This is a genomic window from Nocardioides sp. J54, assembly GCF_000519005.1.
Lineage (GTDB): Bacteria > Actinomycetota > Actinomycetes > Propionibacteriales > Nocardioidaceae > Nocardioides.
On the sequence record NZ_JAER01000004.1, the window covers coordinates 58103 to 82129 of the forward strand.

The 24027-nt window shown below is 72.6% G+C and carries 23 protein-coding genes; 2 read left to right on the top strand and 21 right to left on the bottom strand.

Annotated features, from left to right (window positions below):
• Positions 1–66 precede the first annotated feature (66 nt).
• A complete protein-coding gene (locus NOCJ54_RS29315; RefSeq protein WP_028654439.1) occupies positions 67–1254 on the bottom strand; it encodes an FAD-dependent monooxygenase in 1188 nt (395 codons plus the stop codon).
• Positions 1251–2276, bottom strand: coding sequence for an amidohydrolase family protein (locus tag NOCJ54_RS23760; RefSeq protein WP_198020092.1), 1026 nt, complete (start codon positions 2274–2276; stop codon positions 1251–1253). The genes NOCJ54_RS29315 and NOCJ54_RS23760 overlap by 4 nt, the downstream gene beginning before the upstream one ends.
• Positions 2277–2451: 175 nt before the next feature.
• On the opposite strand from NOCJ54_RS23760, the gene NOCJ54_RS0103980 reads away from it, so the two are divergent.
• Positions 2452–3264, top strand: coding sequence for an IclR family transcriptional regulator (locus NOCJ54_RS0103980; protein ID WP_028654440.1), 813 nt, complete (start codon positions 2452–2454; stop codon positions 3262–3264).
• A gap of 113 nt (positions 3265–3377) precedes the next feature.
• Here the strand turns inward: NOCJ54_RS0103980 and NOCJ54_RS0103985 are convergent, their stop codons facing one another.
• From NOCJ54_RS0103985 to NOCJ54_RS0103995, 3 genes are read right to left on the bottom strand one after another with little or no spacing between them, the layout of a single operon-like run.
• Positions 3378–4445 carry an extradiol ring-cleavage dioxygenase gene (locus NOCJ54_RS0103985; RefSeq protein WP_028654441.1) on the bottom strand — a complete coding sequence of 356 codons (1068 nt, stop codon included), beginning with the start codon at positions 4443–4445 and terminating at the stop codon, positions 3378–3380.
• 48 nt (positions 4446–4493) lie between these two features.
• On the bottom strand, positions 4494–5708 hold the full coding sequence (locus NOCJ54_RS0103990; RefSeq protein WP_028654442.1) for an NAD(P)/FAD-dependent oxidoreductase: 1215 nt from the start codon (positions 5706–5708) through the stop codon (positions 4494–4496).
• A complete protein-coding gene (locus tag NOCJ54_RS0103995) occupies positions 5705–6040 on the bottom strand; it encodes a non-heme iron oxygenase ferredoxin subunit (RefSeq protein WP_028654443.1) in 336 nt (111 codons plus the stop codon). The genes NOCJ54_RS0103990 and NOCJ54_RS0103995 overlap by 4 nt, the downstream gene beginning before the upstream one ends.
• Positions 6041–6233: 193 nt before the next feature.
• Here NOCJ54_RS0103995 and NOCJ54_RS0104000 point away from each other — a divergent pair, with 193 nt between their 5' ends.
• Positions 6234–7547, top strand: a complete 1314-nt coding sequence (locus tag NOCJ54_RS0104000; protein ID WP_028654444.1) for an aromatic ring-hydroxylating oxygenase subunit alpha — start codon at positions 6234–6236, stop codon at positions 7545–7547.
• 188 nt (positions 7548–7735) lie between these two features.
• Here NOCJ54_RS0104000 and NOCJ54_RS0104005 read toward each other — a convergent pair whose 3' ends face one another.
• The 16 genes from NOCJ54_RS0104005 to NOCJ54_RS0104080 form a co-directional block, all read right to left on the bottom strand.
• A complete protein-coding gene (locus tag NOCJ54_RS0104005; RefSeq protein ID WP_028654445.1) occupies positions 7736–8401 on the bottom strand; it encodes a dienelactone hydrolase family protein in 666 nt (221 codons plus the stop codon).
• Between the two features lie 18 nt (positions 8402–8419).
• Complete coding sequence (locus tag NOCJ54_RS0104010; protein WP_028654446.1) at positions 8420–9226, bottom strand: SDR family NAD(P)-dependent oxidoreductase; 807 nt, start codon at positions 9224–9226, stop codon at positions 8420–8422.
• The gene (locus NOCJ54_RS0104015) at positions 9223–9735 is read right to left on the bottom strand and encodes an aromatic-ring-hydroxylating dioxygenase subunit beta (protein ID WP_051485453.1); all 513 of its coding nucleotides are present in this window, start codon (positions 9733–9735) and stop codon (positions 9223–9225) included. The genes NOCJ54_RS0104010 and NOCJ54_RS0104015 overlap by 4 nt, the downstream gene beginning before the upstream one ends.
• 151 nt (positions 9736–9886) lie before the next feature.
• The gene (locus tag NOCJ54_RS0104020; protein ID WP_028654448.1) at positions 9887–10174 is read right to left on the bottom strand and encodes a hypothetical protein; all 288 of its coding nucleotides are present in this window, start codon (positions 10172–10174) and stop codon (positions 9887–9889) included.
• Positions 10171–10950 carry an enoyl-CoA hydratase/isomerase family protein gene (locus NOCJ54_RS0104025; protein WP_028654449.1) on the bottom strand — a complete coding sequence of 260 codons (780 nt, stop codon included), beginning with the start codon at positions 10948–10950 and terminating at the stop codon, positions 10171–10173. The genes NOCJ54_RS0104020 and NOCJ54_RS0104025 overlap by 4 nt, the downstream gene beginning before the upstream one ends.
• Positions 10951–10963: 13 nt before the next feature.
• Positions 10964–11944 (bottom strand): zinc-binding dehydrogenase, encoded by a 981-nt coding sequence (locus NOCJ54_RS0104030; RefSeq protein ID WP_028654450.1) that lies wholly within the window; start codon positions 11942–11944, stop codon positions 10964–10966.
• A complete protein-coding gene (locus tag NOCJ54_RS0104035; protein WP_198020093.1) occupies positions 11941–12894 on the bottom strand; it encodes an LLM class flavin-dependent oxidoreductase in 954 nt (317 codons plus the stop codon). Before NOCJ54_RS0104035 ends, NOCJ54_RS0104030 begins: the two co-directional genes overlap by 4 nt.
• Positions 12895–13039: 145 nt before the next feature.
• Positions 13040–14704, bottom strand: coding sequence for an AMP-binding protein (locus NOCJ54_RS0104040; RefSeq protein WP_036516775.1), 1665 nt, complete (start codon positions 14702–14704; stop codon positions 13040–13042).
• Between the two features lie 108 nt (positions 14705–14812).
• Positions 14813–15205: a hypothetical protein gene (locus NOCJ54_RS23765; protein ID WP_051485454.1), complete on the bottom strand. Its 393-nt coding sequence runs from the start codon at positions 15203–15205 to the stop codon at positions 14813–14815.
• A gap of 108 nt (positions 15206–15313) precedes the next feature.
• Positions 15314–15532, bottom strand: coding sequence for a hypothetical protein (locus NOCJ54_RS0104050; protein ID WP_028654453.1), 219 nt, complete (start codon positions 15530–15532; stop codon positions 15314–15316).
• 4 nt (positions 15533–15536) lie between these two features.
• Positions 15537–16679 carry a peptidylprolyl isomerase gene (locus NOCJ54_RS23770; protein WP_084254902.1) on the bottom strand — a complete coding sequence of 381 codons (1143 nt, stop codon included), beginning with the start codon at positions 16677–16679 and terminating at the stop codon, positions 15537–15539.
• Complete coding sequence (locus tag NOCJ54_RS23775; RefSeq protein WP_051485457.1) at positions 16676–18934, bottom strand: hypothetical protein; 2259 nt, start codon at positions 18932–18934, stop codon at positions 16676–16678. The genes NOCJ54_RS23770 and NOCJ54_RS23775 overlap by 4 nt, the downstream gene beginning before the upstream one ends.
• Positions 18931–20235 carry an MlaD family protein gene (locus tag NOCJ54_RS0104065; RefSeq protein WP_028654454.1) on the bottom strand — a complete coding sequence of 435 codons (1305 nt, stop codon included), beginning with the start codon at positions 20233–20235 and terminating at the stop codon, positions 18931–18933. Before NOCJ54_RS0104065 ends, NOCJ54_RS23775 begins: the two co-directional genes overlap by 4 nt.
• Positions 20232–21464: an MlaD family protein gene (locus NOCJ54_RS0104070; RefSeq protein ID WP_028654455.1), complete on the bottom strand. Its 1233-nt coding sequence runs from the start codon at positions 21462–21464 to the stop codon at positions 20232–20234. Before NOCJ54_RS0104070 ends, NOCJ54_RS0104065 begins: the two co-directional genes overlap by 4 nt.
• On the bottom strand, positions 21461–22762 hold the full coding sequence (locus tag NOCJ54_RS23780) for an MlaD family protein (protein WP_036516777.1): 1302 nt from the start codon (positions 22760–22762) through the stop codon (positions 21461–21463). The genes NOCJ54_RS0104070 and NOCJ54_RS23780 overlap by 4 nt, the downstream gene beginning before the upstream one ends.
• Positions 22762–24024: an MlaD family protein gene (locus tag NOCJ54_RS0104080; protein WP_036516778.1), complete on the bottom strand. Its 1263-nt coding sequence runs from the start codon at positions 24022–24024 to the stop codon at positions 22762–22764. The genes NOCJ54_RS23780 and NOCJ54_RS0104080 overlap by 1 nt, the downstream gene beginning before the upstream one ends.
• Positions 24025–24027: the final 3 nt, after the last annotated feature.

A 24027-nucleotide genomic window follows, 5' to 3' on the forward strand; every position in this document is an offset into this window, starting at 1 on the left:
ACGCTAGGAACCGCCGATGCCGTCGACAACGCGCGGTTCCAGCCGCTAGAAACCGCTGGGCGGCCCTCAGAGGGGCGGCAGGGACGAGCGGTCACCTGCCACGGCGTCGTGCTCCGCCCGGAGCAGCTCGCGGCGCAGCTGCGGGTCGGCCGAGGCCCGGCGGAACGCGTCGAGCTCGACGGCGAGGCGCGCCGGGTCGTCGATCTGGGCGATCAGGTTGCGCCGGGCCAGGCTCATCGGCGCGGCCTCGTCCAGGAACACCCGGCGTCGACCGTCCGCCCAGGCGGTCACCCGATCGTCGACGCCAGCGCGCAGTGCGTCGTGGAGCACGGGGACCAGGGTCGCGCCGTCGTGCCAGCCCGTCAGCGAGGTGTGCCCGGCCAGGGGGTGGGTGACGTGCGCTGCGGCGGCGACGAGCACGACCCGCCCCGCCCGGTACGACGTGGCGCTGCGCTGGTGCATCCGCGCCGTCGCGAGGCCGAGCACCTCGGGGTCACCGCCGGTCACCCGGCGCAGGACACCGCGCAGCCGGAGGGCGACGCTGGCCTCGTCGAGGGCGAGCGACTCCTGGCACACGTAGCGCCAGGTCGACGGCCCCAACCGCTCGACGACCGCACCGGCACGGCCGTCGACCTGGAGGGTGGTGTCGGCGTAGCCCTGGCGGGTGAAGTCGTGGTCCACCACCGCCACCACGCCGCGCTCGGTCCAGGTCGTCCCCTCGAACCCGAGGCCCGTGGCCCGGCGGACGCCGCTCGCAGGCCCGTCAGCGCCGACGACCCAGTCCGCAGCGATCCCCCGTCCGTCGGGGAGGGTCAGCACCGCTCCGTCCACGTACTGCCGCAGGCCGTCGATGCCGGGCGCGTCGACGATCGAGACCCGGTGGTCGAGCAGCGCGTCCCGCAGGATCGCGCGCAGCCGCGCCGGCTCCAGCCGGAGGTTGAACGGGTACGGCGCCTCCGGGCCCAGCTCACGAAGGTCGAAGACGAGCCGCTCACCCGTGGCCAGCACCGAGATGCCCCACGATGCGGTCGCCTCACCGGCGACGAGCGCGGCGTCGAGCACGCCGAGCCGGTCCAGGATCGGCAGCACGGACCAGTGGTGGACGCCCGACCAGGTCGGCCCCGGTCGCGTGGACGAGCCCGCGGCGGTGTCGACCAGGGTGACCGCGACCCCGCTGCGGGCGAGCCCGAGCGCGGTCGCGAGGCCGGCCGTGCCGGCGCCCACGACCGCGACGTCCGTCACCCGCGCGGTCACGAGGGCACCCGGCTGCCCAGCAGCTGGAGGCCGTTGTCGCGGAACACCTGCTGCGCCCCACCCGGGGGCAGGGCACCGCGCGCCTCGGCGTCGACGAGGAACGACCGGACGTCACCGGTGAGGTCGGGGAAGAAGGGGTGGTCGGTGCCGACCACGACACGGTCCGCACCGAACCGGTGCACCAGCAGCCGCAGGTGCTCCGGGTCGAGCACCAGGGTGTCGACGTGGAGCGAGCGGACCCGCTCGTCGATGGCCTCGACGGGGGCGCCGTCGAACAAGCCCGCCGCGAGCCGGAGCCGCGGGTAGGACCAGGCGAAGCCACCGCAGCCGTGGGCCAGCACGACGCGCAGGCCGGGGAAGCGCTCCAGGACGCCGCCGAAGACGAGTGCGCCGGCGGCCAGGGCGGTGTCGACGTGCATGCCGAGCCCGAAGTCGTAGGGCTGTCCCGACCGGCGTACCGTCCCGGCCCCGCCGTCGGCGGGGTGGACGAAGACGACGGCGCCCAGCGCCTCGGCCGCCTCGAAGAACGGCTGCAGCGCGGGCGAGTCGAGCTCGTGGCCCCCGGGCCGGGCCCCGATCTCGACGCCGACCAACGGGGTCGGGCCACCCATCAGCCCTTCGAGCACCTGGACCGAGTCCGCGGCGTGTGGCAGGGGGACGGTGCCCAGGCCGTGCAGCCGGCCGCCGCCCCTGCTCACCGCCGCGGCGATCGACCGGTTCATGGCCACCGCGTAGGCCCGTGCCGCGCCGGGGTCGCCGGCGTAGGGGAAGGTCACCGGGACCGGCGAGATCACCTGCTGCTCGAGGCCGGCAGCATCCAGGTCGCGCAGGCGCGCTCCGACGTCCCACAACGGAGCGCGCACCTCGCGGAAGACCTGCCCGGCGCGCACGACCTGTCCCCGCTCCTCGTCGAGCACGACGAGGTGCGGCAGGTCGGCGGGGAGGACGCCGTCGGCGAAGACGTCGGTGCCCAGCCAGTGCGCGTGCAGGTCCACCCCGCCGCGCAGATCAGGGACCGTCATCGGCTGGATCTCCTCCACGGTGCGCTCCGGCGGCTGGTGCAGGCCGCCACGGTGCCGGAGCACCCCGGGTCCCCGCACCGGGGCATTCCGGCCGCCGGAACGGGGGACTTTCGCGCACGCCGCCCTCGACGTACAGTGACGGGCATCACGCAAATGGTCAGACCAAGGAGTCGCGATGAGCGTCACCCAGGAGCCGCCCACGCGCTCGCGGACCCCCGACGCGGAGCCGCCGAGCATCCTCACCAAGGCCTTCGACCTGCTCCGGGCGTTCAACCCGCACCAGCGGGTGATGACCCTCAGCGAGCTGGCTCGCGCCTCGGGGCTCCCGAAGTCGACCGTGCACCGGCTGCTCGCCCGGCTGGTCGAGCTCGGCGCGGTCGAGCACCATCGCTCGGGCTACAAGATCGGCCTCGGCCTGCTGCAGCTCGGCGCCGGCACGCCGGCGGGCTACATGCGCGACCTGGGCATGCCCCACCTCAGCCAGCTGCACCGGTGGAGCGGCGCGACGGTGCACTTCGCGGTGCTGCGGCAGTTCGACGTGGTCTACCTCGAGAAGCTCAATGCTCCCGGCTCCCCCGCCGGCATCACGAGCGTCGGCGGGCGCCTTCCCGCGAATTGCACCGCGATCGGCAAGGCGCTGCTCGCGCACGAGAATTTCGACGACCTGGGGGCGTTCCTGCCGCAGCCGCTGCCCCGGATGACCGCCCGGTCCGTGACCGACGTGGACGAGCTCATCGACGAGCTGCGTCGCGTGCGCGTCACGGGGATCGCTCGCGAGGAGGGCGAGGCCCAGCCCGGCCTGTCCTGCGTCGCGGCGCCCGTCGTCCTCAACGGCTTCGCCATCGGAGCGGTGTCGTTGGGCTTCCCCACTGGTAGCGAGCTGCCGGCCCGCGCCGAGCAGGCGCTGTCGATCACCGCCCGGCGCATCGCCGAGGACGTGGACACCGGCCTGGCCGGCCGGGAGCACTGGTTCCCCCGCGAGGTCTGACGCGCGGGCCCTGGGACCGGGGGCGGTGGGACGCGCATCCCGCCGCCCCCGTTGGCCGTCCGCCGGACGGCGCCGCCGGGTGACGGCCGTCGTGGCCGTCACCCGGTCCGTCGTCACCGGAAGATCGCGAAGGCCTTGTTGGAGTTGAAGATCTCGGTGACCACCCAGTCGGACCACTCGAGCTCCATGTCTAGCTCTGACATCGCGCCGAGCAGGCAGAACCAGTTCAGCATCTCGTGCTGGCCCGAGTCGACGATCTCCCTGCTGGTTCGGGCGTTCCAGGTGTCGTAGTCGCCGGCGAGCATCGCGTCGTAGAGGCGCTGGTCGGACTCCGTGTCAGGCCGCATGTGCCACCCGGCGTCGTACAGGAAGGCGTGCGACCAGCTCGAGGAGGCGACGAGCGCGACCCGCTTGCCGCTCCGGGCGACGGAGCGCGCCACGGCGCGTCCGAACTCGAAGCAGCGCCGGGGGCTGGGGCCGGGCGGGTCGAGGTCCTCGCCGGCCCTGATGTCGGCGAACCGCGCGATCCCGCCCTGGCGGGCGATCACGTGCTCGCCGTAGCAGTTCACGGCGAGCGGGACGATCGGGTACGGGAACTCCTGCCCGACATTGTCGTAGTCGAGGAAGAGCTGTGTGTTGCCGAAGGCGTGGGGGAAGTAGATCCCCTCGCGCGGTTCGTACGAGTAGGCCACGTCGACGCCCTCGTTGAGGACGTCGCTCGTGAGCTGCTTGGCGAACTGCGGGTCACCCTTCATGGTGAAGGTGGTGTCGCTGGGGAGCCCCCAGACGTTCGGGACCTTCAGCTTCTGGGTGAGCACGCCGAACGGCTCGACGACGGTGTCGTCGTAGGCGAGCACGCAGAACGACGGGATGACCTCCTCGCGGAAGTTCTCGTACTGGTCGTCGCCCCACACCAGGAGCACGTCCGGTTGGAACTCGTCGATCGCCTCGCGGCAGCGGCGCATGTCGTCGAGGAGCCGGCGGCGGTGCGCGGCAGCAGCGGTGGTGCCGCCGTCCTCGCCCCACTCCTGCCGGGCGAGGTCGCTCCAGCTCCCCGGGTCCTTGACCTCGTCCGGGATGTCCGGGTCCTTCATGGCGCTCTTGAGCAGGTTCGCCATGTGCTCGTCCGATCCGGCGAGCGGCGGGTAGTGGGTGAGCCCCACGCCGAGTACGTCGGTCACGGTGTCCTCCTGGGGTGACGGGGTCGGTTCGGGTTCAGGTCCTGACGGTCAGGACGCCGGGGTCAGCAGGGCGCGCTCCACCTCTCCGGCGGGTGTGCCCGCGGTCGCGGCCTTGCGCAGCCGCATGAGCAGGCGCGGGTCGTCGACGACCACGGCGCCGACGAGACGTCCGTCCGGGCCGGCGTACAGGGCGGCGAGGTCGCCGCCGGCGACGCTGCCGTGCACCGCGACCGCGACGCCGTCCGCCGGGCGGCCGACGATCTGGATCCGGTGGCCGTACTGGTCCGACCACACGTACGGCAGGGGGACGTTCGGGCGGTCACGGCCGACGACGTGCGCCGCCACGACCTCGGCCTGGTCCCCGGCGTTGGTCCAGTGCTCGATGCGTAGCGGGCGCCCGTAGGCGGGGTGGGGCCAGCGGGCGACGTCGCCCACGGCGTAGATGCCGGGGTGGCCGACGACCTGGAGGTCGACGTCGCACTCGACTCCGTCGTCGACCGGGAGGCCCGACCCGACGAGCCAGTCGGTCGCCGGGGTCGCGCCGATGCCCACCACGACCAGGTCCGCCGGCAGCTCCGTGCCGTCGTCGAGCCGCACCGCACGGACCTGGCCCTGGTCGGTGACGACCTCAGCCACCGAGCGGCCCGCCATCAGGCGGGCGCCCTGCGCCTCGTGGACGGAGGCCACCTCCGCGGCGACCTCCCGGCCCAGGACGTGGGCGAGCGGGACCTCCTGGGCCTCGACGAGGGTGACCTCGACCCCGCGTGCACGGGCGACGCTGGCGAACTCGGCACCGATGAAACCGGCTCCGACGACCACGGCGCGACGTCCCTCGCCGAGCCGGTCCCGGACGGCACGGGCGTCCTCGAGGGTGCGGATCACGTGCACGCCGTCGATGTGGTCGGTCCCCGGCAGGCGGCGGGGCTGCACACCGGTCGCGACCACGAGGCCGTCGTAGACGATGGCGGACGGCCCCTCGTCGTCGACCACGTGCAGCGTCCGGTTCGCCGGCTCCAGGCCGACCGCGCGGGTTCCGAGCCGGACGTCGAGGTCCAGGCGCTCGACGTCCTCGGCAGTGAGCAGGGGCACCGGCGAGCCGTCCGACTCGGGGGCCAGCAGGTCCTTCGACAGCGGCGGTCGGTCGTACGGCAGGTGGGCCTCGTCTGACACGAGGACCAGCTCTCCGTCGTACCCGGCACGGCGCAGGGCCTGGACGGAGCGGACGGCCCCGGTCGATCCTCCGACGACGACGATGCGGTTCATCGGAGCACGTAGACCTTCCCGTCCTCACAGACGACGTCGAAGGTCTGGAGCGCGATCGTCGCAGGGAAGCAGAGTGCCTCGCCCGAGCGGATGTCGAAGCGGGCCATGTGCAGCGGGCAGACGACCTCGTTGCCCTCCAGGTCGCTGTCCTCGCCCAGGGACCAGTCCTCATGGGTGCAGGTGTCGGCGGTCGCGAAGTACTCACCGTCGTCGTTGCGGTAGAGCGCGACGGCGATGTCCTCGCCGTCGGCGGGAACGGTCATCGACTCGCCGGGGGCGAGGTCGCCCTCGTTGCAGGCGAAGCGCCGGCCGATCGTCTGCGCAGTCTCCATGGGCGTTCCTTTCTCTGCGATGTCGTCACTGTTCGTCATCGCGGGATCCCGTCACCACGGGACGTTCCGACGTCCGGAACCACGTCGTGCCGCGGCACGGCGGGTGCTGCACGGTGATCTGGACGTGATCGTGCCGTCCCACCTCCCTGGCCCCAGGGCGGCTGGCCGGCCCCTGAGAGACAAGGAGTCGTGCGTGTCCGCCTACGTGAACGACGACCGAGAGACGCCGCGCTTCCAGGTGAACCGCGCAGCGATGGTCGACCCCGAGGTCTTCGCCCTCGAGCGCGACCGGATCTTCAACCACTCGTGGCTGTACATCGGCCACGAGACGGAGCTGAAGAAGAAGAACGACTTCAAGACGCGCTCGGTGGCCGGCCGACCGCTGATCTTCGCCCGCGACGCGAAGGGTGAGATCAAGGTCTGGATCAACTCCTGCCCGCACCGCGGCGCCATGCTGTGCCGGGAGGACAAGGGCAACGCCCGCTTCCTCACCTGCTTCTACCACGGGTGGAGCTTCAGCACGGCCGGCGAGATGGTGTCGATGCCGGGCGACGAGTCGTACGGCCCGGACTTCCCCCGGCCCGGTCTGGCCGCGCCGGCGAAGGTCGACTCCTACCGCGGCTTCGTCTTCGTCAGCTTCGACCCTGACATCGTCGACCTGAAGACCTACCTCGCCGGTGCGACCGAGTACATCGACCTGGTCTGCGACCAGTCCGAGGTCGGCATGGAGGTGCTCGAGGGAACCCACGAGTACTCGATCAAGGCCAACTGGAAGCTGCTCGTCGAGAACAGCTTCGACGGCTACCACGCGGTGTCCACGCACCAGCGCTACTTCGAGATGGTGCTCGCCGCACGCGGCAAGCTCGACCCGAGCGCGCTCGGTGACTCGCGCGGCATCGACCTCGGCAACGGCCACGCCGTCGTCGCGGGGGCGCCGGCGACCGAGGGCCTGTTCGGGCGCCCGCTGTCCGAGGCCGGCGCTGCCGAGCGGGAGGCGCGCTTCGAGCGCTTCCGTGAGCGGTACGGCGCGGGCTGGGTCGACCGCATGCAGGGCAACCGCAACCTCGTGATCTTCCCGAACCTGGTCATCATCGACCTGGTCATGGGCGTGGTCATCCGCAAGATCGACCCGGTCTCGCCGGACTACATGGAGGTCACCGCCTGGGAGCTCGCCCCGCCGGAGGAGGGCGAGGAGCTGCGCAAGCAGCGCCTGGACAACTTCCTCACGTTCTGGGGGCCCGGCGGCCTCGCCTCGCCCGACGACGTCGAGGCCCTCGAGACCTGCCAGGTCGGCTACGGCGCTGCGCGCGAGCTGGAGTGGTCGGACATCTCCCGCGGCATGAACAAGAGCGTCAACAACACGACCGACGAGCTGCAGATGCGCACCTGGTGGCGCCGCTGGAACGAGCTGGTCACCGGCGAGGTGCTCCCGCCGGAGCCGAAGGACCCGCTCGGCGACGTCTTCGTCGCCCCGCGGGAGGACCGCGGAGCCGTCCCGACGGCCTGACGCCCGCCCTCCTGCACGAGGCCCGTCCACGCGTCGCGTGGACGGGCCTCGTCGTCTGCTCGCAGGTGGTGGCTGGGACGACCCGACAGTCGGACGCAGAGGACCCGCCCACGCGGTGCGTGGGCGGGTCCTCGTCGTCGCCGTCGGATGGTCGGGTCGTCTCGCGCCTGTCGGTCCGGCCGGGAAGGTCAGCTGGCCTGGCGCTCCCGCCAGGCGAGGGCCAGTGGCGTCAGCCGCGGTGCCACCCGGGCGAGCAGCCACTCGACGGTGCGCTGCCAGCCGTCGTACGACGCCGCGAAGCTGACGCCGTCCTCGGAGCGGCGGTGGAAGTCCGCGCCCACCCCGGGGTAGACGACGACCTGGCTGTGCACGTCGGATCCCCTGTCCAGGGCCCGCCGCAGGCGGGACACCTCGGCAGCGGACAGGTCCGCGGCGTCCTCACCGAGCAGGCCGAGCCACGGCGTCAGGAGCGCCGGGTCGGCCTCGACCGCCGCCACGTCCGGGGCCGGGGAGATGCCCACGACGGCACCGAGTCGCCGCCGCTGCGCCATTTCGAGGGCAGCGGTGGCCCCCTCACCGATGCCGACGACACCGACCTGGTCGCCGTACCAGTCGCGGACCGCGGCGCGCGCCTCCACGAGGTCCGCGACGCCGGGACCCGCCGGGACGGCGAGCGTCTCGAGCCCCTCGACGGCGAGGTTGTTCATCACCTCGACGACCTCGCCGTCGGCGACCGTCGCATCGGTCAGCAGGACCACGAGCCCGCGCGGTGTCCCGCCGAGCTGGATCTCCCTGGCGACCACACCGTTGCCGAGCTCCTGCGTGCGGGGCTCGATCATGATCACGTCGGACATCGGACGTCCTCCTTGCCGTCAGGCCTCGGGGTGCGGGGTCCAGGGCCAGTACTTCGCCGTCGCCCCCGCGTCGACGGTGATGTTGGTTCCGGTGACCATCGCCGACTCGTCCGACGCCAGGTAGACGACGGCGCCGACATAGTCGTCCGGCGTGGGCAGCCGGCCCAGCGGCAGCTGGGCCGCGAAGTCGTTGCGGTAGGTGGAGGGTCGCGCGAGCAGGTCCTCCATGGCGCGCCGCGCCTCGGGGTCGGTCGGCGCCGTCGCCGTCGGCGTGAACCCGTTGACGCGGATTCCGTGGCGAGCGAGCTCCATCGCGACCGACCGGGTGAAGTTGATCAGCCCGCTCTTCCCGGTGGAGTAGCCGACGTTGCCCGGCTGCCCCTGCCAGGCCGCGGTGGAGAGCACGTTGATGATGCTGCCCTCGCGGCCCCGCTCGATCATCGACCGGGCCACGGCTCGGGTGAAGAGGAAGGATCCACCCAGGATGACCTCGAGCTGGCGGCGGTAGTCGTCGTACGGCATGTCCAGCACGCCCTGCTGCTGGAAGAACACGGCGTTGTTGACGAGGACGTCGATACCGCCCCACGCGTCGACGGCCATGGCGACCGCCTCGTCGGCGTGGGCGGGGTCGGTGACGTCGCCCGCCAGCGCGAGGGCGTAGCCGCCCCGGTCGCGGATGCGGGCGGCCGCGGCCTCGGCGACGTCCTTGGAGAGGTCGGTGCACAGCACCCGCGCCCCCTCGGCGGCGAGCCCTGCCGCCAGGGTCCCGCCGATGTTCGGGCTCGCGCCGGTGACGATCGCGACCTTGTCACGCAGCCGGTTCACAGGATGATGCTGACCTTGCCGTGGGGACGCAGCGCAGCCAGGTCCAGGACCGAACGGCGCGTGAGGAAGCGCAGTGCGCCGCTCTCGTCTCGCTCGAGGACGTGGCGGTAGGTGCCGACGTAGGTGTCGAACGCCGTGCCACGCATCCGGAAGACGGCGAAGTTGGCGGTCACCCGCAGCCGACCGTCCTTGTCCTGTCCGGCGAGCACGTTGGTGACCATGCGGCGGGTGCGGGAGTGCGGGTACTCGGCGTGGGCCGAGCGCTTCATCAGCGACCCGATGCGCTGTTCGAGCAGGAAGCGGTCGTCCTGCACGAGGAAGAGGTCGCGGCCGGGGTCACCCTCCGGCAGGTCCGTCGAGGGGACCAGGTACTGGCCCTCGGGCAGGAATAGGTCGAGCCACTCGGGCAGTCGCCACTCGTCGAGCAGGTTCGCCTCCTCGTAGAGGAAGCGCTCTGCCTCCGCAGAGAGGGCCACGTCGTGCTCGGTGCGGAAGGGGGCGGTCGTCACGTCGGTCTCCTCGGTCGTTCGGGCCCGGGTGCGCCGGGCGACGACCTCAGGTTGCCGCCTGTCCCGACAACGGAGAACCGGCGGTTCCGGACCCCGGAACCGCCGGTGCGTGGCGGGTGTCAGGCGCCGTCAACGCCGCCGTCGCCGGACGTCACCAGTCCCCGACCACGAGCTCGAGACAGGCCTCGCAGGTGTGCACCGCGGAGCCGGCGAAGCGCGGCGGCGGGAAGGGGACGTCGAGCATCCGCTGCCAGGAGTAGGCCCACTGCCCGCAGGCGGTGGACATGCCACCCATCTCCTTGGCGTGTGCCACCGACGCCGGCCGGGTGACGAGCTCGCCGTCGACGTAGAAGTGCCGCACGTGGGTCGCCGTGACGTACCAGCGACGGCCGGTTGCAGCCGTGCCGCTACGCCCTCCGCCGGTCACTGCGGTGGTCATCGCATCCTCCAGATCGGGTCGCGCTTCTCGCGGAAGGCGGCGACGCCCTCCTTGATGTCCTCGGTGGTGAACGCCAACGCCAGCTGCGACTGAAGGGACGAGAGGGCGTCGGGCAGCGCCATGTCGCGGGTGGCGTCGATGGCGTCCTTGCCGAGGCGCATCAGCAGTGGCGACTTGCGGGCGATCCGCCCGGCCCAGTCACGGACGGTGGCGTCGAACTCGTCGGCGGGTACGACGGCGTTGACGATGTCGAGGCGCTCGGCCTCCGCGGCGTCGATCGGCTCGCCGAGCATCATCAGCTGGTTGGCGCGCATCCGCGGCACGTTGCGGTAGATGAGCGCCGAGATCATGAACGGGAAGACGCCTACGTTGATCTCGGGGCAGCCGAAGCGCACGCCCTCACGCGCGACGACCAGGTCGCAGGCCAGCGCGACCCCGAACGAACCGGCGAGGACGTCTCCGCCGGCGGCACAGATGACCGGCTTGCCGAGGCTGCCGATGAGTCGGTAGAGCCGCGGGAAGCGGTCCAGCCCGGCGTACTTGTCGATCGTCGGCGCGTCGCTGGCGAAGGCCTTGAGGTCGCCACCGGCCGAGAAGACCCGGTCGTGCGAGGACCCGAGGACGACGACGCGGACGTCCGGGTCGCAGCCGGCGTCCTCGAGGGCGGCGATCAGCTCATCGAGCAGGGCGTCGCTGAGGGCGTTGCGGGTGTCGGGCGAGTCGAGGGTCACGAAGGCGACGCCGTCGCCCTCGACCTCGTAGCGGACCAGGCTCATGTGGTTCCTCCGGTCAGGCCTCGAGGACGACCTTGCCGAAGCCGGCGCCGGTCTCGAGGTGGGTGTGGGCTGCAGCAGCGTCGGCCAGGGAGAAGGTCCGGTCGACGACGGGCGGTCGGACCCGGTGCTCGGTCATCAGGTCGAGCAGTCCCGCGAAGTCGCGCGGGCTGCCCATCGTCGTGCCGAGCAGCGTGTACTGGCCGAAGTAGAAGGGCCGGACGTCGATCGTGGCCTGCTCCGCGCGGTTCGCGCCGAGCACGACGAGGCGACCCCCGGGGCGGAGCGCACGGATCGCCTCGCGCCAGCTCCCGACGGCGTCGAGCACGACGTCGAAGCCACCGCCGACCAGCTCCCTCGCTTCCTCGGGCCAGGTCTCGGCGCCGGCACCGTCGTACCGGACACCGCCAGCGGCACCGAGCTCGACGGCCTGCGCGATCTTGTGGTCCGCCGACGAGGTCACCACGACCCGGGCACCGACCGCCGAGGCGAGCGTGACCGCAGCCGTGGCAACACCACCGCCCGCGCCGAGCACGAGGAGGCTCTCGCCGGCGGACAGCTGGGCCCGCGAGAAGAGCGCACGGTAGGTGGTCAGCCCGACGAGGGGAAGGGCTGCTGCCTCCGCCCAGCTGAGGCCGGCCGGCTTCGGCGCGACGCACTCGACGGGAACCGCGACGCGCTCGGCGTAGGTGCCGGGACGGTGGTCGCCGAGGATCTCCCACTGCGTGCCTGGGGCGGACTCGTCCGACCCCCACCCCAGCGACGGGAGGACGACGACCTCCTCGCCGGTGGCGAGGTCGACCCCGGCGCCGTCGGCGCCGGGCGTGTGCGGGAGCGGCGAGCCGTACTTGCCCTGGCGCACCAGGACGTCGTGCCAGTTGAGGGCGGCGGCCCGCAGCTCGACGACGGTCCAGCCCGGTCGTTCCGCAGGGTCGGGCCGGTCCCCCAGCCGCAGGACCTCCGGACCGCCGTAGGCCTCCTGGACGACGGCCTTCACGGCACCGGGGTGAGGGACCGCAGCCGCGTGCGGACCTCACCGGAGAGCTCGATCGCCTCCTCCGCCGACGCGGCGACGGGGATCAGGGTGATCGTGCGGGCTCCCCCCTCGACGTAGCCTGCGACGAAGTCGGCGACGTCGTCGGGCGTTCCAGCAGCGCTGATGTGCTGGAACTTCTCAGGCGGCAGGTTGTAGAGCGTGGACATCCGCTCCCCCAGCGCAGCGCGCGCCCGGTCGGCGTCGGCGCCCAGGCCGGCCCACACGTTGAGCCCGGCGAAGGTCGGCCCCTCCCGACCGCTCGCCGCGAAGCCGTCGAGTATCTGCTGGTGGGTGGCGGCGTACCGTCGCGCCGAGCACCACATGCCGAGCCACCCGTCGCCGTGGGCGACCGTACGGCGGACGGCGACGTCGCCACCTCCACCGATGACGATCGGCACGCGCGGGTCGGGCGCGGGCCGGATGCTGGCCCCCCGGAAGCTGTAGAACTCGCCGTCGTGGTCGACCTCGTCACCCGACGCCAGCTGCCGCAGCAGGCCGAGGGTCTCGTCGACGCGGCGACCGCGGGTCGCCGGGTCGATGCCCATGTTGGCGACCTCGGAACGGTCCTCGCCGCCCACGCCCACGCCCAGGGTGAGCCGCCCCGGGGCGACCTGGCTCAGCGTGGCGAGCTGCCGGGCGGTCGCCAGCGGGTGGCGCAGGCCCGCGAGGTAGACGCCCATCAGCACCTTCAGCGAGTCGCTCGTCGCCAGGGCGGTGGTCGCGGCGACGAAGCCGTCGAAGCCCTGGCCGCCGTGGAAGCTGATGTGGTCGCCGACCGTGAGGTGGTCGAGGCCGGCAGCCTCCATGCCGTGCAGCAGGGCGCGGCGGCGCGCGGGCGGGGCCTCGAGGAAGTCGTCGTTGAGCGCGACGCCCACCTGGATGTCCGTGTTCATGTCGCGATGGTCGGCCATCACGCTGCTCCTTCTCAACTAAAGGTCAGACCAGAAAGTGGAGTTCCCTCCAGCCGTCCCGTGCCACGGCCCCATGGCGCGGTACGGCAACGGCCGCGGGCGGGCGACCTCGTCGTCGCCCACCCACGGCCGGGGAGGAGGGAGGTCAGGCGTCGGCGGTCGCCGCGAGCTTGGCCGCGATCTCCGCACGCAGGACGTGCTTCTGGACCTTGCCGGTCGCCGTCATCGGCAGCGCGGAGGTCATCTCCAGGCGCTCCGGGAGCTTCTGGGTCGCCACGTTGTGCTCGCGGAGGAACGTGGTCACGTCGTCCAGCGTCAGCTGCGTGTCGGGCTCCGCCGGGACGACGTAGACGCAGACCTTCTCGCCCAGACGCTCGTCGGGCATGCCGACCACGGCGACGTTGGCGATGGCCGGATGGGTGAGCAGGTGCTCCTCGAGCTCACGGGCGCTGATGTTCATGCCGCCGCGGATGACGATGTCCTTGAGCCGCCCGGTGACCCGCACGAAGCCGTCCGCGTCCATCCGGCCGAGGTCGCCGGAGCGCGAGAACCCGTCCGGGGTGAACAATGCCGCCGTCTCCTCGTCGTTGCGGAAGTACTCGATCATGTGGCTCGGCCCGCGGTAGGCGATGTCGCCCTCCTCCCCCGCTGGCACCTGCGCTCCCCTGGAGTCGACGACGTGGACCTCCGCACCGAGGAGCGCCCGGCCGTCGGACGTCGCGGACCGCGACGCGTCGTCCTCGACGGTGCACATCGTGGTCAGGAAGTTCTCCGAGCGCCCGTAGAGCGACAGGGTCTGGCACCCAGCGAACAGCTCGCGGGACTTCTCGACCACCGAGCCGGGGATCGGGGACCCCGCGCACACCCACAGTCGCAGGCTCGACGCGTCGTGCTTGGCCGGGTCGTAGGCGCCCATGAGCATCTGCAGGAAGGGCGTGGCGGTGACGGACGCCGTGCAGCCGTGCTCCTCGATGAGCCGCAGGCCCTCGGCCGGGTCCCAGGCCTCCATCAGGTAGGACTTGGCGCCGTAGAGCAGCGGGAGCAGGACGCTGGTGACCAGGCCGGTGCTGTGCGTGATCGGCGACGGGCCGAACTGCACGTCCTTCGCGCTGTACTGGAGGCTCTTGCCGATCGCGGCCGCACTGGAGCGGACCGTGTTGAACGTGTGGAAGCAGCCCTTCGGACGCGAGGTCGTGCCCGAGGTGTAGACGATCAGGAAGCCGTCGTCGGGTGAGGAGTCGGGGCCGAGCTCGGCCTCCAGGGTCTCCGCGTCGCCCTCGACGTACAGGCTCTCGAGCGGCGTGCCCGCACTCGGGGCAGCAGCGCGCGCCACGTAGACCTCCCGCAGGGCGGGCGTCCCGGAGCGCAGCTCGCCGAACATGGCGGCGTGGTCGAAGCCGCGGAACTCGCCGCAGGTGACGGCCAGCGCGGCGCCGGAGTGCTGCAGCACGTAGCCGACCTCGTCACCGCGGTAGATCGGCATGATCGGGACGAGGATCGCGCCGATGCGCGACGCCGCGGCGGCCACGACCGGGAACTCGACCCAGTTCGGCAGCTGCGCCGCGATCCGCTCGCCACGCTGCAACCCCGCCCGCTTGAGGCCGACGGCCAGCCGGCGCACGCGGTCGGCGTACTCCGCAAAGGTGAGTGTCGTCGCTGCGTCGACCAGGAAGGGCGCGTCCGGCGTCGCGGCCGCCTGCCCCACCACCAGGTCGTAGAAGCTCGACTCCTGCCAGTAGCCGTTCTCGTAGAACGACGCGATGTCGGCCTCGGAGTACCGATCGCGGACGGTCTTCAACTGCTCCACCATTGCTGTCCCTCTTCCCGGGTGTGCGACGTGCATCACAGGCTTAGTCGCAGAATATAATGGTCAGGCCATTCGCGCAATGGCCGTGTCCGGTGCCCAGCGCCCCACGCGCTAGGCGGCCGGACTGGCGGCGCGAGACGCCTCGAAGGACGTCCGGGCGAGGCCGATCGCCACCCCCACCAGCACCGCGGTGAGCGTGGTGAGGAGGAGCTGCACGAGCGGCAGCTCGCCGGAACCGGCGCGCACGAGCGGCAGGATCAGGACGTAGCTCCCGACGGCCGCGACCGGCGCCTGCCGCCAGGCCGAGACCGGCGTCCCCGCCGGGGTGGCGGCCACCGCCGCCACCCCGAAGGCGAGCACCGCGACCAGCGGCAGCCAGGCGTAGCCGAGCGGCTCGACCACCTGTGCCACGACGGGGTGCACCAGTCCCCCGACCAGGAGAACCCCGAAGCCACGGAACGCACCGCGGATGACCGCGGCGTACCCGAGTGCGCGAGTGCTCATGCGACGAACCTAGGGATCGCCGGCGGCGACGGCATCGATCCTGGGGCAGAGGCCGCTCCCCCGAACGGACCGTGACCCACGCCACGTGCCCGTCCGGCTCTCCCGGGTTCAGAGCACGGCGAGGACGGCGGCCCCGACGAGCACCGCGGCGGCGAGGTAACAGGACGCGGCTCCCCGGCGCAGGGTCCGGACACGGCGCTCGCGGTCGTAGACCTCCAGGTGAGCGGGCACCAGCGTCACCGCCTGGCTGCGACCCCAGTACCCCACCGCGCCGACGAGGACGGCGGCGACCACCAGGGCGGCCGCGTGGACCAGCTGCTCGACCACGGGCTCACCGCCCACCCGTCACGTCGGCCTGGTCGATGTCCGGCACGGCGCCGGGGTCGGCCGGCCGGTAGGCGTCCGCGTAGGTCACGTCGTGCCCGGCGATGACGTCCTCGAGCCAGGCGCGCCACTTCTCGAGTGAGCGCTCGGCCAGGACCGTCCGGCGCAGCTCCTCGCGGAGCTCGGAGTAGACGGCAGCACGGGCCGGGAGCTGGCGCACGACCTCGCCGACGTTCCAGCCGGACTCGGTGCGCACCGGGCCGAAGAAGCTGCCGACCCGGGCACCGAACGCGGCCTTGGCATACGCCTTCTCGAGGTCGTCGCGCGCGACGGCGCCCAGCGCACCACCCGCGTCACGGGTCGCCGAGTCGAGGCTCGCGCTACGGGCGACCGCGGCGAAGGCGCTGCCGTCGCGCAGCTGCCGCAGCACGGCCTGCGCGGACCGCCTGTCGGCCACCACGATGTTGCGCAGCTCGCGGCGCACCGGCGTGCCGAGCTCCGCGCGCCGCTGGGCGAAGGCTTCCTTCAGCTCCGCCTCGGTCACGTCGACGTCGCCCGCCACCGCGTCGAAGAGGCGCGAGACCAGGATCTGGTCGCGGATCTCCTGGCGCACCTGCTCCTCGGTGGCGCCGAGCTCACCGAGGGCCGCGACGAACGCCGAGCGGCCGCCGTCGGGGTAGCGCTGCGTGATGATGCCCTGCAGCGTGCTGTCCACGTCCTTGGCGGCGACCACGATTCCCCGCTCCTCCGCCTCCTGCTGGAGCATGCGCTGCACGGCCATCGACTTGGCGGCATCGCGGAGGAAGTCCTCACGTTCCGAGCCTGCCGCAGGCACCTCGACGCCGTAGAGGGCCTCCAGGCCGTCGACGCGGCGCTCCACCTGCTTCGCGGTGACCACCTCGTCGCCGATCCGGAACGCAGCGCCGTCGGGGAGGGCGTCGCGCTGGACGAGCCACCAGGTCAGCGCCGCAGCAAGCACCGCGAGCACCACGACGACCACGCCCGACCGGCGCCGGCCAACGGCGTCGAGGCGGAGCCGGTGCCGCCACCCCGGCCCCTCGTCGACGACGCGCACCGACGGTTCCCCCGCAGCGTCTGCGGGTTCCGTGGTGGTGCTGTCCTCGGGCGTCGCAGTCTCCGTAGTGCTCATGCTGTGCCTCCGGTGAGCTCGAGCGAGTGGGTCTTGTCGCGGGGACCGGCGTGGTCACCGGCGTCGGCGTCGGCGTCGTCGTCTGCGGCACACTCCCGGCCCGGCCGGGTCGGGGCCAGCGTCGCCAGTGCGAGCGCCACGACGACGGAGAGGGCGACCGAACCGGACAGCGCGAGGCCGAGCTCGCGCAGGACCGGCAGGGACGAGGTCAGCAGCACGCCGTACCCACCGAGGGAGAGCAGCACGGCCAGCATGACCGAGCGGCGCATGCCTGCGTCGGCGGAGCGACGTGCGGCGAGGAGGAGGACGGTCAGCTCCGACCCGACGGCGGCGGTGAGTGCGCCGAGGGCGAGGGTGAGCGGGTTGAGCGCGCCGATGACCACGACGAGCAGCGCGATCGAGAGCCCGGTCGCGAGGACCGCGGCGATCCCCGCCAGCACGGCGTCCCTCCGGTGCGGCAGCAGGACGAGCAGCGCGGCTGCTGCAGCGACGAGGGCGACGACGCTGGACCGGTACCGCTCGCCGTCGACCAGGTCGTAGCCCCGCTCGGCGGCAGCGGGCAGGCCCGAGACACGGACCTCGTACCCGGCGGGGGGCGGCGGCAGCACGTCCTCGAGCTGCTCGACCAGGTCGCGGTCGTCGGCGAGGTCGGTCCAGGCGACGCCGTAGCTGGCCAGCGCCTCCCGCCCGTCGGCGGAGATGACCGCCGACGTGATGTACGACGGCAGGGCGGCGACCCCGGCCAGCACCTGGTCGGCAGTCGGCTCCTCGCCGAGGAAGGAGAGCAGCCCGCTGACGGTGACGACGGGCTGGACGCGGTCCCCGAACCGGGTCACCACCTGCTCCTCGGCGGTGCGCGCCCAGGCCAGTGCCTCGGGCCGCAGGACGTCATCGCCGACGAGCCGGATGTCGACCTCGGCGCTGAAGCCCAACGCCTCCTCGACCTCGACTGCATCCTCCAGGGCGGGCAGGCCTGCCAGCAGCTGCTGGGGGTCGGTCTTCAGGTCCGCGACCGAGAGCACGCTCCAGCCCACCCCGGAACCGACGACGCCCAGCAGGACGATGCCGCCGGCGAGGCTGCGGGACATCGACCAGGTCGCGACCGAGGGCTCCGTGCCCGTCTGGTCGGTCGGCGGACGCACCCAGGCTGCCAGCAGGCTGAGACCGACGACAAGGGCGAGGCCGACCGGCACGGCGAGACCGAGCTCGGAGACGAACGGGAGCGGCGACAGCAGCAGCCCGGCGAAGGCCAGGGCCGACGAGGTCGCCACGGCGAGCACCACCCGGCGGTGGCCCACGCGCGAGAGGTAGACCGGGTAGTAGCTGCCCAGCCCGAGGATGATCGGGAGGAAGGTGGCCGCGCCCAGCGAGAGTGGCTCGTCGCGCCAGCCGAAGGTCGCGAGCGTGCCGACCGTGGCGCCTGCCATCACCAGCAGCGGAGCGAGCCGCCAGCGGCGGCGGGTCCACGGGACCAGGAGGAGCACGAGGGCGACCACCCCGAAGGCCGTGAGAGCGAGGCGCGGCAGCTCGCCGCGCAGGCGTTCGGCCAGCGCCACGCTGACCACCGGCGCCCCGGTCACGGTCGCCCGGGCACCGTCGGGCACGGCGCCGTCGCGGGCGAGCACCTCGCGCACGTCGTCGGCCAGCGCGGCGGACGCCTTCTCGTCGAGGTCCTCGCGCGGGCGGAGGAAGATCGCGACCGTCTCCTCGCCGGGCAGGTACTGCCGCCACTGCGGGCGAACGCGACCGGTGCCGGGGTCTGCGACGACCGATGCGACGAAGTCCTTGTTGCTGAGCGTCGGAAGGCCGGCCGGCAGGGCCTGGACCAAGAGCGCGCCGTACCGTCGCTCGAACGTGCGCAGCTCCCGCTTCTTCCCGGCCTGCCGCAACGCGTCCCGCTGCCCGCTGAGGTCGGCCAGCATCTGCTTGACCCGCAACGCGATCTGGTTCAGCGTCGTCGCCGGTCCGTACGTCGCCACGACGTCGTCGACCTCGGCGAGCTCGCCCTCGAGCTGCAGCAGGCGAGGGAGTCGGTCTGCCGCGAGCGGGTCGCCCCCACCCTCGACGAGGACCACGACGGGATCTCCACCGAACTGGCGCGCCATGCCGTCCAGCGCCTCCACCGCAGGGTCGTCGGCAGGGAGCAGCGACTCCAGGTCACTGTCGACCTCGAGCCGTCCCAGTCCGACGACCGCCCAGGCGCTCGCCGCCGCCAGCAGGGCGGCGGCGAGCAGGAGGCGCAGGCGCGTGCTCACTCCGGGTCACGCTCCACCCGCGGGTAGGTCCCCTCGAACGGGCCGGGGTTCAAGGACCCGCCGGGCTCCGGGTAGGCGTTCGACTTGTCGAGGAGCCCGTAGTTGAGCGGCAACGGGTTGCCCTTGATCGACTGCTCGTTCAGCACCGGGAAGATCCGGAGGTAGTGCCCGTTCACGTCCGACTTCGCCAACATGGCCGACCAGTTCGCGATGAAGGCCGTCAGGTCCCTGGCGTAGGGCTTGATGAACGCGAGCATCGGGTTGACGTCCGCGAGGGTGGCCCGGGTCGTCGGGATGACCCGCACGACCTCCTTCGCCACGTCCGGGACGCGGTCCAGCGTGGCGGGCGCCTTGTCGAGGGTGGCGTCCAGCGACGGCAGCAGCCCGCGCAGGTCCCGCGTCGTCGCGGGGAGGTGCGCCAGGCCGCGGGTGAGGGCCGGGGCGGCGGCCTCGACGCCCTCCGTCACCGGTCGCAGGTCGACGGCGAGCGCCGAGAGGTCGCCCGTGGCCTCGCGGGCCGTGCGAAGCACGCCGGGCAGCTGCCGGAGCGTGGCCTCGATGTCGGCCTTCTGCGAGGCGGTGCTGGAGGTCAGCAGCTGCGCGTTCTCGACCAGGCTCACGATGCGGCCCTGTCCGACGTCCAGCGACTCCATCACCCGGCCCGACGTGGAGACCAGGCGCTGCAGGTCCTCGGACTGCGCCTCGAGGGCGTCGAGCACGTCGTACCCCTCGCGACCGAGGTTGCCCAGGCCGGTCAGGGTCTGGGCGATCTCGTCGCCGGTCTGGTCCGTGGACTTCCCGAGCGCGCGAAGGGCGGCGCCCAGGTCGTCGCGGGTCCCCTTGTCCAGGCTGGCGAGCACGTCGTCGAGCTGGACGCTGGGCACGAGTGCCTCGGCCGGGAGCTCGGCGCCGTCGTCGAGCTCGGGGCCGGACCCATCGACGATCTCGACGTAGGTCTCCTCGATCAGCGACTTGGAGCGCAGCCGCAGCTGCACGCCCTCGTGCAGCGGGGTGACGGCGTCGTCGTCGATCTGGACGACCACGCGGGCGGTGCCACCCTCGACGTCGAGCTGGCGCACCTTCCCGACCCGGACACCGGCGACCATGACGTCGGAGTCGTAGACCAGGTTGTCGACGTCCTTCGACTCCACCGTGACCCGGTAGCCGTCGCCGGAGACGAGCGGCAGGCGGCCACCCATGTTCACCCAGAGGTATCCGAACAGCGTCGCGCAGACGGCGACGAACGCCATCACGGTCAGTCCGCGGAGCCGCGGCACGGCGGCGTAAGGAATGCGCATCATCGGTCCTTGTTGATCGGGATCGGGAGCGTCGAGGTGTTCACCTGTACCTGGCCGCGCAGGATGCCGCCGTTGGCGTCCTGCAGGCTCACGACGGATGCCGTGTTGTAGACGAACGCCTGCAGGTCGGTGAACCGCTCGGTGAGGATGCGGGTACCACGGTCCAGCCGGGACGCGATCGGCACGACGTCGTCGAGCGCGGGCTGCAGCGCACGGACGAAGGGGCGCAGGTCGGCCACGACGGGGCGCAGCTCGGCCACGACCGGACGGGCACGCTGGGCAGTGTCCTCGACCTCCTTCGCGACCTTCCCGACGGCGGCGAGCGCGGACGGCAGCTCGCCGGACGCCTTGCGGAGGTTCACCAGCGCCGGGTCGAGCTCCGTGCTGAGCTCGGTGACGGCGGAGGTGGCCTCGCGGAGCTGGTCGGTCGCCCCGGGCAGCGCCTTGAGCGCGGCGCGGACGTCGCCGTCGTGGGCGGCCAGGGTCTCGACCGTCGTGGCGAGCGACGTGACCAGCCGCTGCAGCCGGGCGTCGTCGGCACCGGCGGCGGTCGCGATGGTCCGTAGCGACGTCACCAGCGATGCGATCGACTCGCGCCGCTGGGCCATCGCCTTCACCACCGGCCGGAGCGTGCCGAGCGTCTCGTCGGCCGCGTCGAGGCCGGCCGGCAACGCCTTGGCAGCGCTCGCCAGCGCGACGTCGGACTCCCCGAGCAGGGTGGTGAGGGCCGCACGGGTGCTGTCGTCGAGGTGGCTCAGCACCTCGTCGACCTGGACGGGGTTGGAGGTCTGCTCGACGGGGATCACCGCGCCGTCCTCGAGCTCGCCGGCGGCCTCGGTGCCCTGGCTCATCTCGACGTACATGTCGTTGAGGGGCGTCTTCGGCCGCAGCACGAGGTGGGTGTCCTTGTAGACCGGGTTGCCCGGCTCGATCGACAGGGTCAGCCGGGCCCGCCCGTCGTCCGTCACGTCGGCCTCGGTGATCCGGCCGACGGTGACACCAGCGATGCGGACCTCCTGGCCGTTGCCGGGACTGATCGCCGGCACGCTGCGGAAGTCGGCCTGGATGACGACCTCGTCCTGCCACGGCCAGTGGACCCGCTGCTTGGCGAGGATCACGCCGGCGACCAGCAGGCCGGCGAGGACCAGCGCGAGGATCGCCGCGACGTCACGGCCGAGGCCGGGGACGGTGCGCGCGCGCTCCCAGGCACGGGTGAGACGGTTCCTGGTCACGGTGCCCCCTGGGGGTAGGCGAGCTGCATCATCAGCTGCTCGAGGCTGATCGGCAGGTTCGAGACAGACCCCAGCCCGAAGCCGGGCTGGAAGTGGATGGTGGAGCCGTTGCGGTCGGTCATCCGGCCGGCGTTGTTCATGCCGGCGATGAGGTCGCCGAGCTCCTTGTAGAACACGGTGTCGTTGCCGCCCTTGGCGTACTCACCGGTCCCGTGCCAGTCGCTGTTGACCTTCTCGACGATGGGGCCCTTGATGCGGTCGAGCGTGGGCCCGTCGACGTCGTTCAGCACGCGGGTCGCGTCGACCGCCGAGGGGACGAGGTCGTCGACGACCGGACGCAGGTCGGCGAGCGCGGGGCGCAGGTCGCGCAGGACCGGGCGCAGCTCCCGCAGCGCCGGGTCGAGGGCGCGCAGCGTCGTGCTGAGCCGCTCGGCGGTCGGGACCGCGTCGTCGGACACGTCGCGCAGCTCTCCGAGGCTGTGGTCCAGGGCCCCGAGGCCGGCACGGGTCGCGCGCAGGGTCTGCGGCAGGTCGTCGACCGCTGCCGCGACGTCGGGGGCAGAGGCGGCCAGCGTGCTGCTGACGTCCGACAGGCCCGCCAGCGCGGCGTCGAGGCTGTCCCGGTTGTCGTTGAGGGTGCGGGCGGTGTCGTCGAGCGACGACACCAGCTTGCGCAGGTCCCCCTTCGACTTCCCGCGCAGGGCCTTCAGCGTGGTGCCGAGCGGGCGCAGCGTGGCCGGCGCGTCGTCGACGAGCCCGTGGATCGCGTCGCGTCCCGGTTCGTCGAGGAGCGCGTCGAGGCGGCGGACCGTGCGCTGCGTACTGGTGCGCGCCTCCGGCTTGAGCACCTCGAGGACGCGGTCCAGCTCGACGGGCGTGGTGGTCCGGTCGACGCCGATGGCGTCGACCTCGCCCGGGTCGCCGCCGGGCGAGAGCTCGACGTAGTAGTTCCCGCCGAGCAGCGTCGTCGGGCGGATGGCGGCACCCGGGTCGGAGCGCAGCTTGTCCTTGACGCCCTTCTCCAGGTGCAGGGTCGCCACGGCGGTGCCGTCCTTGCGGTGCTCCACGTCGGTGACGATGCCGACCGGCACCCCGGCGACCTTGACCTTGGTGACGTGGCTGCGCAGCTGGTAGTCCCGGTCGAAGGCGACGGTCATGTCGTCACCCGGGCTGAGGAACGTCGTGATCTGGGTCTTCTGGAACAGCGTGACGCCGAAGAGCACCAGCAGGGTGATGGCGACGACCCCGACCCTGGGCGCGGAGAACCGCTCGAATCGGTGCAGAGCCTTGAGCAACATCAGCGCCTCCCGAGGAGCGAGGTGGCGCGGTCCAGGTCGGCCTGGCCCGGCGCCGGGTAGGGGTTGCGATGGACCAGGGGGTCTCGCACCGGGAGCACCCCCGTGATGCTCTCCGGCCGGACGACCAGGTCGATGCGCAGGTAGTTGCCCGACTTGTCGCCGTACTGGTTGGCGCTGACCCAGCGCTCGAAGAAGCGGATCAGCTCCGGCGTGTAGGGCGCGAGGACCGCCGTCGTCCCCGCCGCGCCGACCAGCGTCTTCTCCAGCCGCTGTGCGAGCGGCCGGGCGTCCTTCAGTGCCCCGGAGAGGGAGCTCACGGCCGGGACGGCGTCCTCGGCGACGCCCGGCACCTTGTCGAGCACCGGGACACCCTCACGCAGCGCGGCACGGAGCGTCGGTGTCGAGCTGCCGAGCGACCTGGCGCCGGGACGCAGCGCGCGCATGCCGGAGTCCAGCTCGTCGAGCGGGGCCCGCAGGTCCGTCAGCGCCTTCGTTGCCGAGGTGAGCGCCGGCGCGGCCTCCTCGACCGTGTCCTCCAGCGCGGCCCCGTCGTCGACGGAGAGCGCGTCGAGGGTCGTCGAGAGGTCCTCGACGAGCTGGCCGACCTTCTCCGTGCGACCGTCGAAGCGCCTGGCCAGGGTGGCCGAGGACTCCAGGAACTCGTCGAGCTCGGTGCCCGGCTCGGCCAGCGTGCGGGCGACGACCCGCAGGTCGTCGAGCAGCTCCGGCGCCCGGTTGAGCACGTCCGCGACGTCCGGGGCGTGCCCGGCCGCGCCGGTGCCGGCCTCGTAGACGAGGGACGCTGTCGCCTTCCGGGTGCGGGCGTCGAGCACGGAGAGCACCTGGTCGAGGTTCACCGGGGCGGTGACGCGCGAGTCGTCGAGGCGTCCGTCCTGCGGCATCTCGCCGGACTCGGGCTTGCCGGGGTCGATCATGACGAAGTTCTGGCCGAGCGCCGACCGCGCCACGATGACGGCCGAGGCATCGCGGTAGACGTCGTGGTCGGGGTCGAGCTGCATGTCGACCACGGCCTTGTCGTCCTGGTAGGTGATGTCGCGGACCTGGCCGATCCGGACGCTGGCGGTGCGGACGTCGTCACCGACCCGGAGGCCGCCGATGTCGTCGAAGGCCGCGTTCGCCGTGCGGAACGACTGGCCGGGCAGGCCGGTGCTGGCGGTGAGGGCCAGGTAGAGGGCCAGCACGAGCCCGAGGACGACCGCGAGACCGACGGCCCGGATCACGTTGGGAGCTGCGAGGCGCATGGC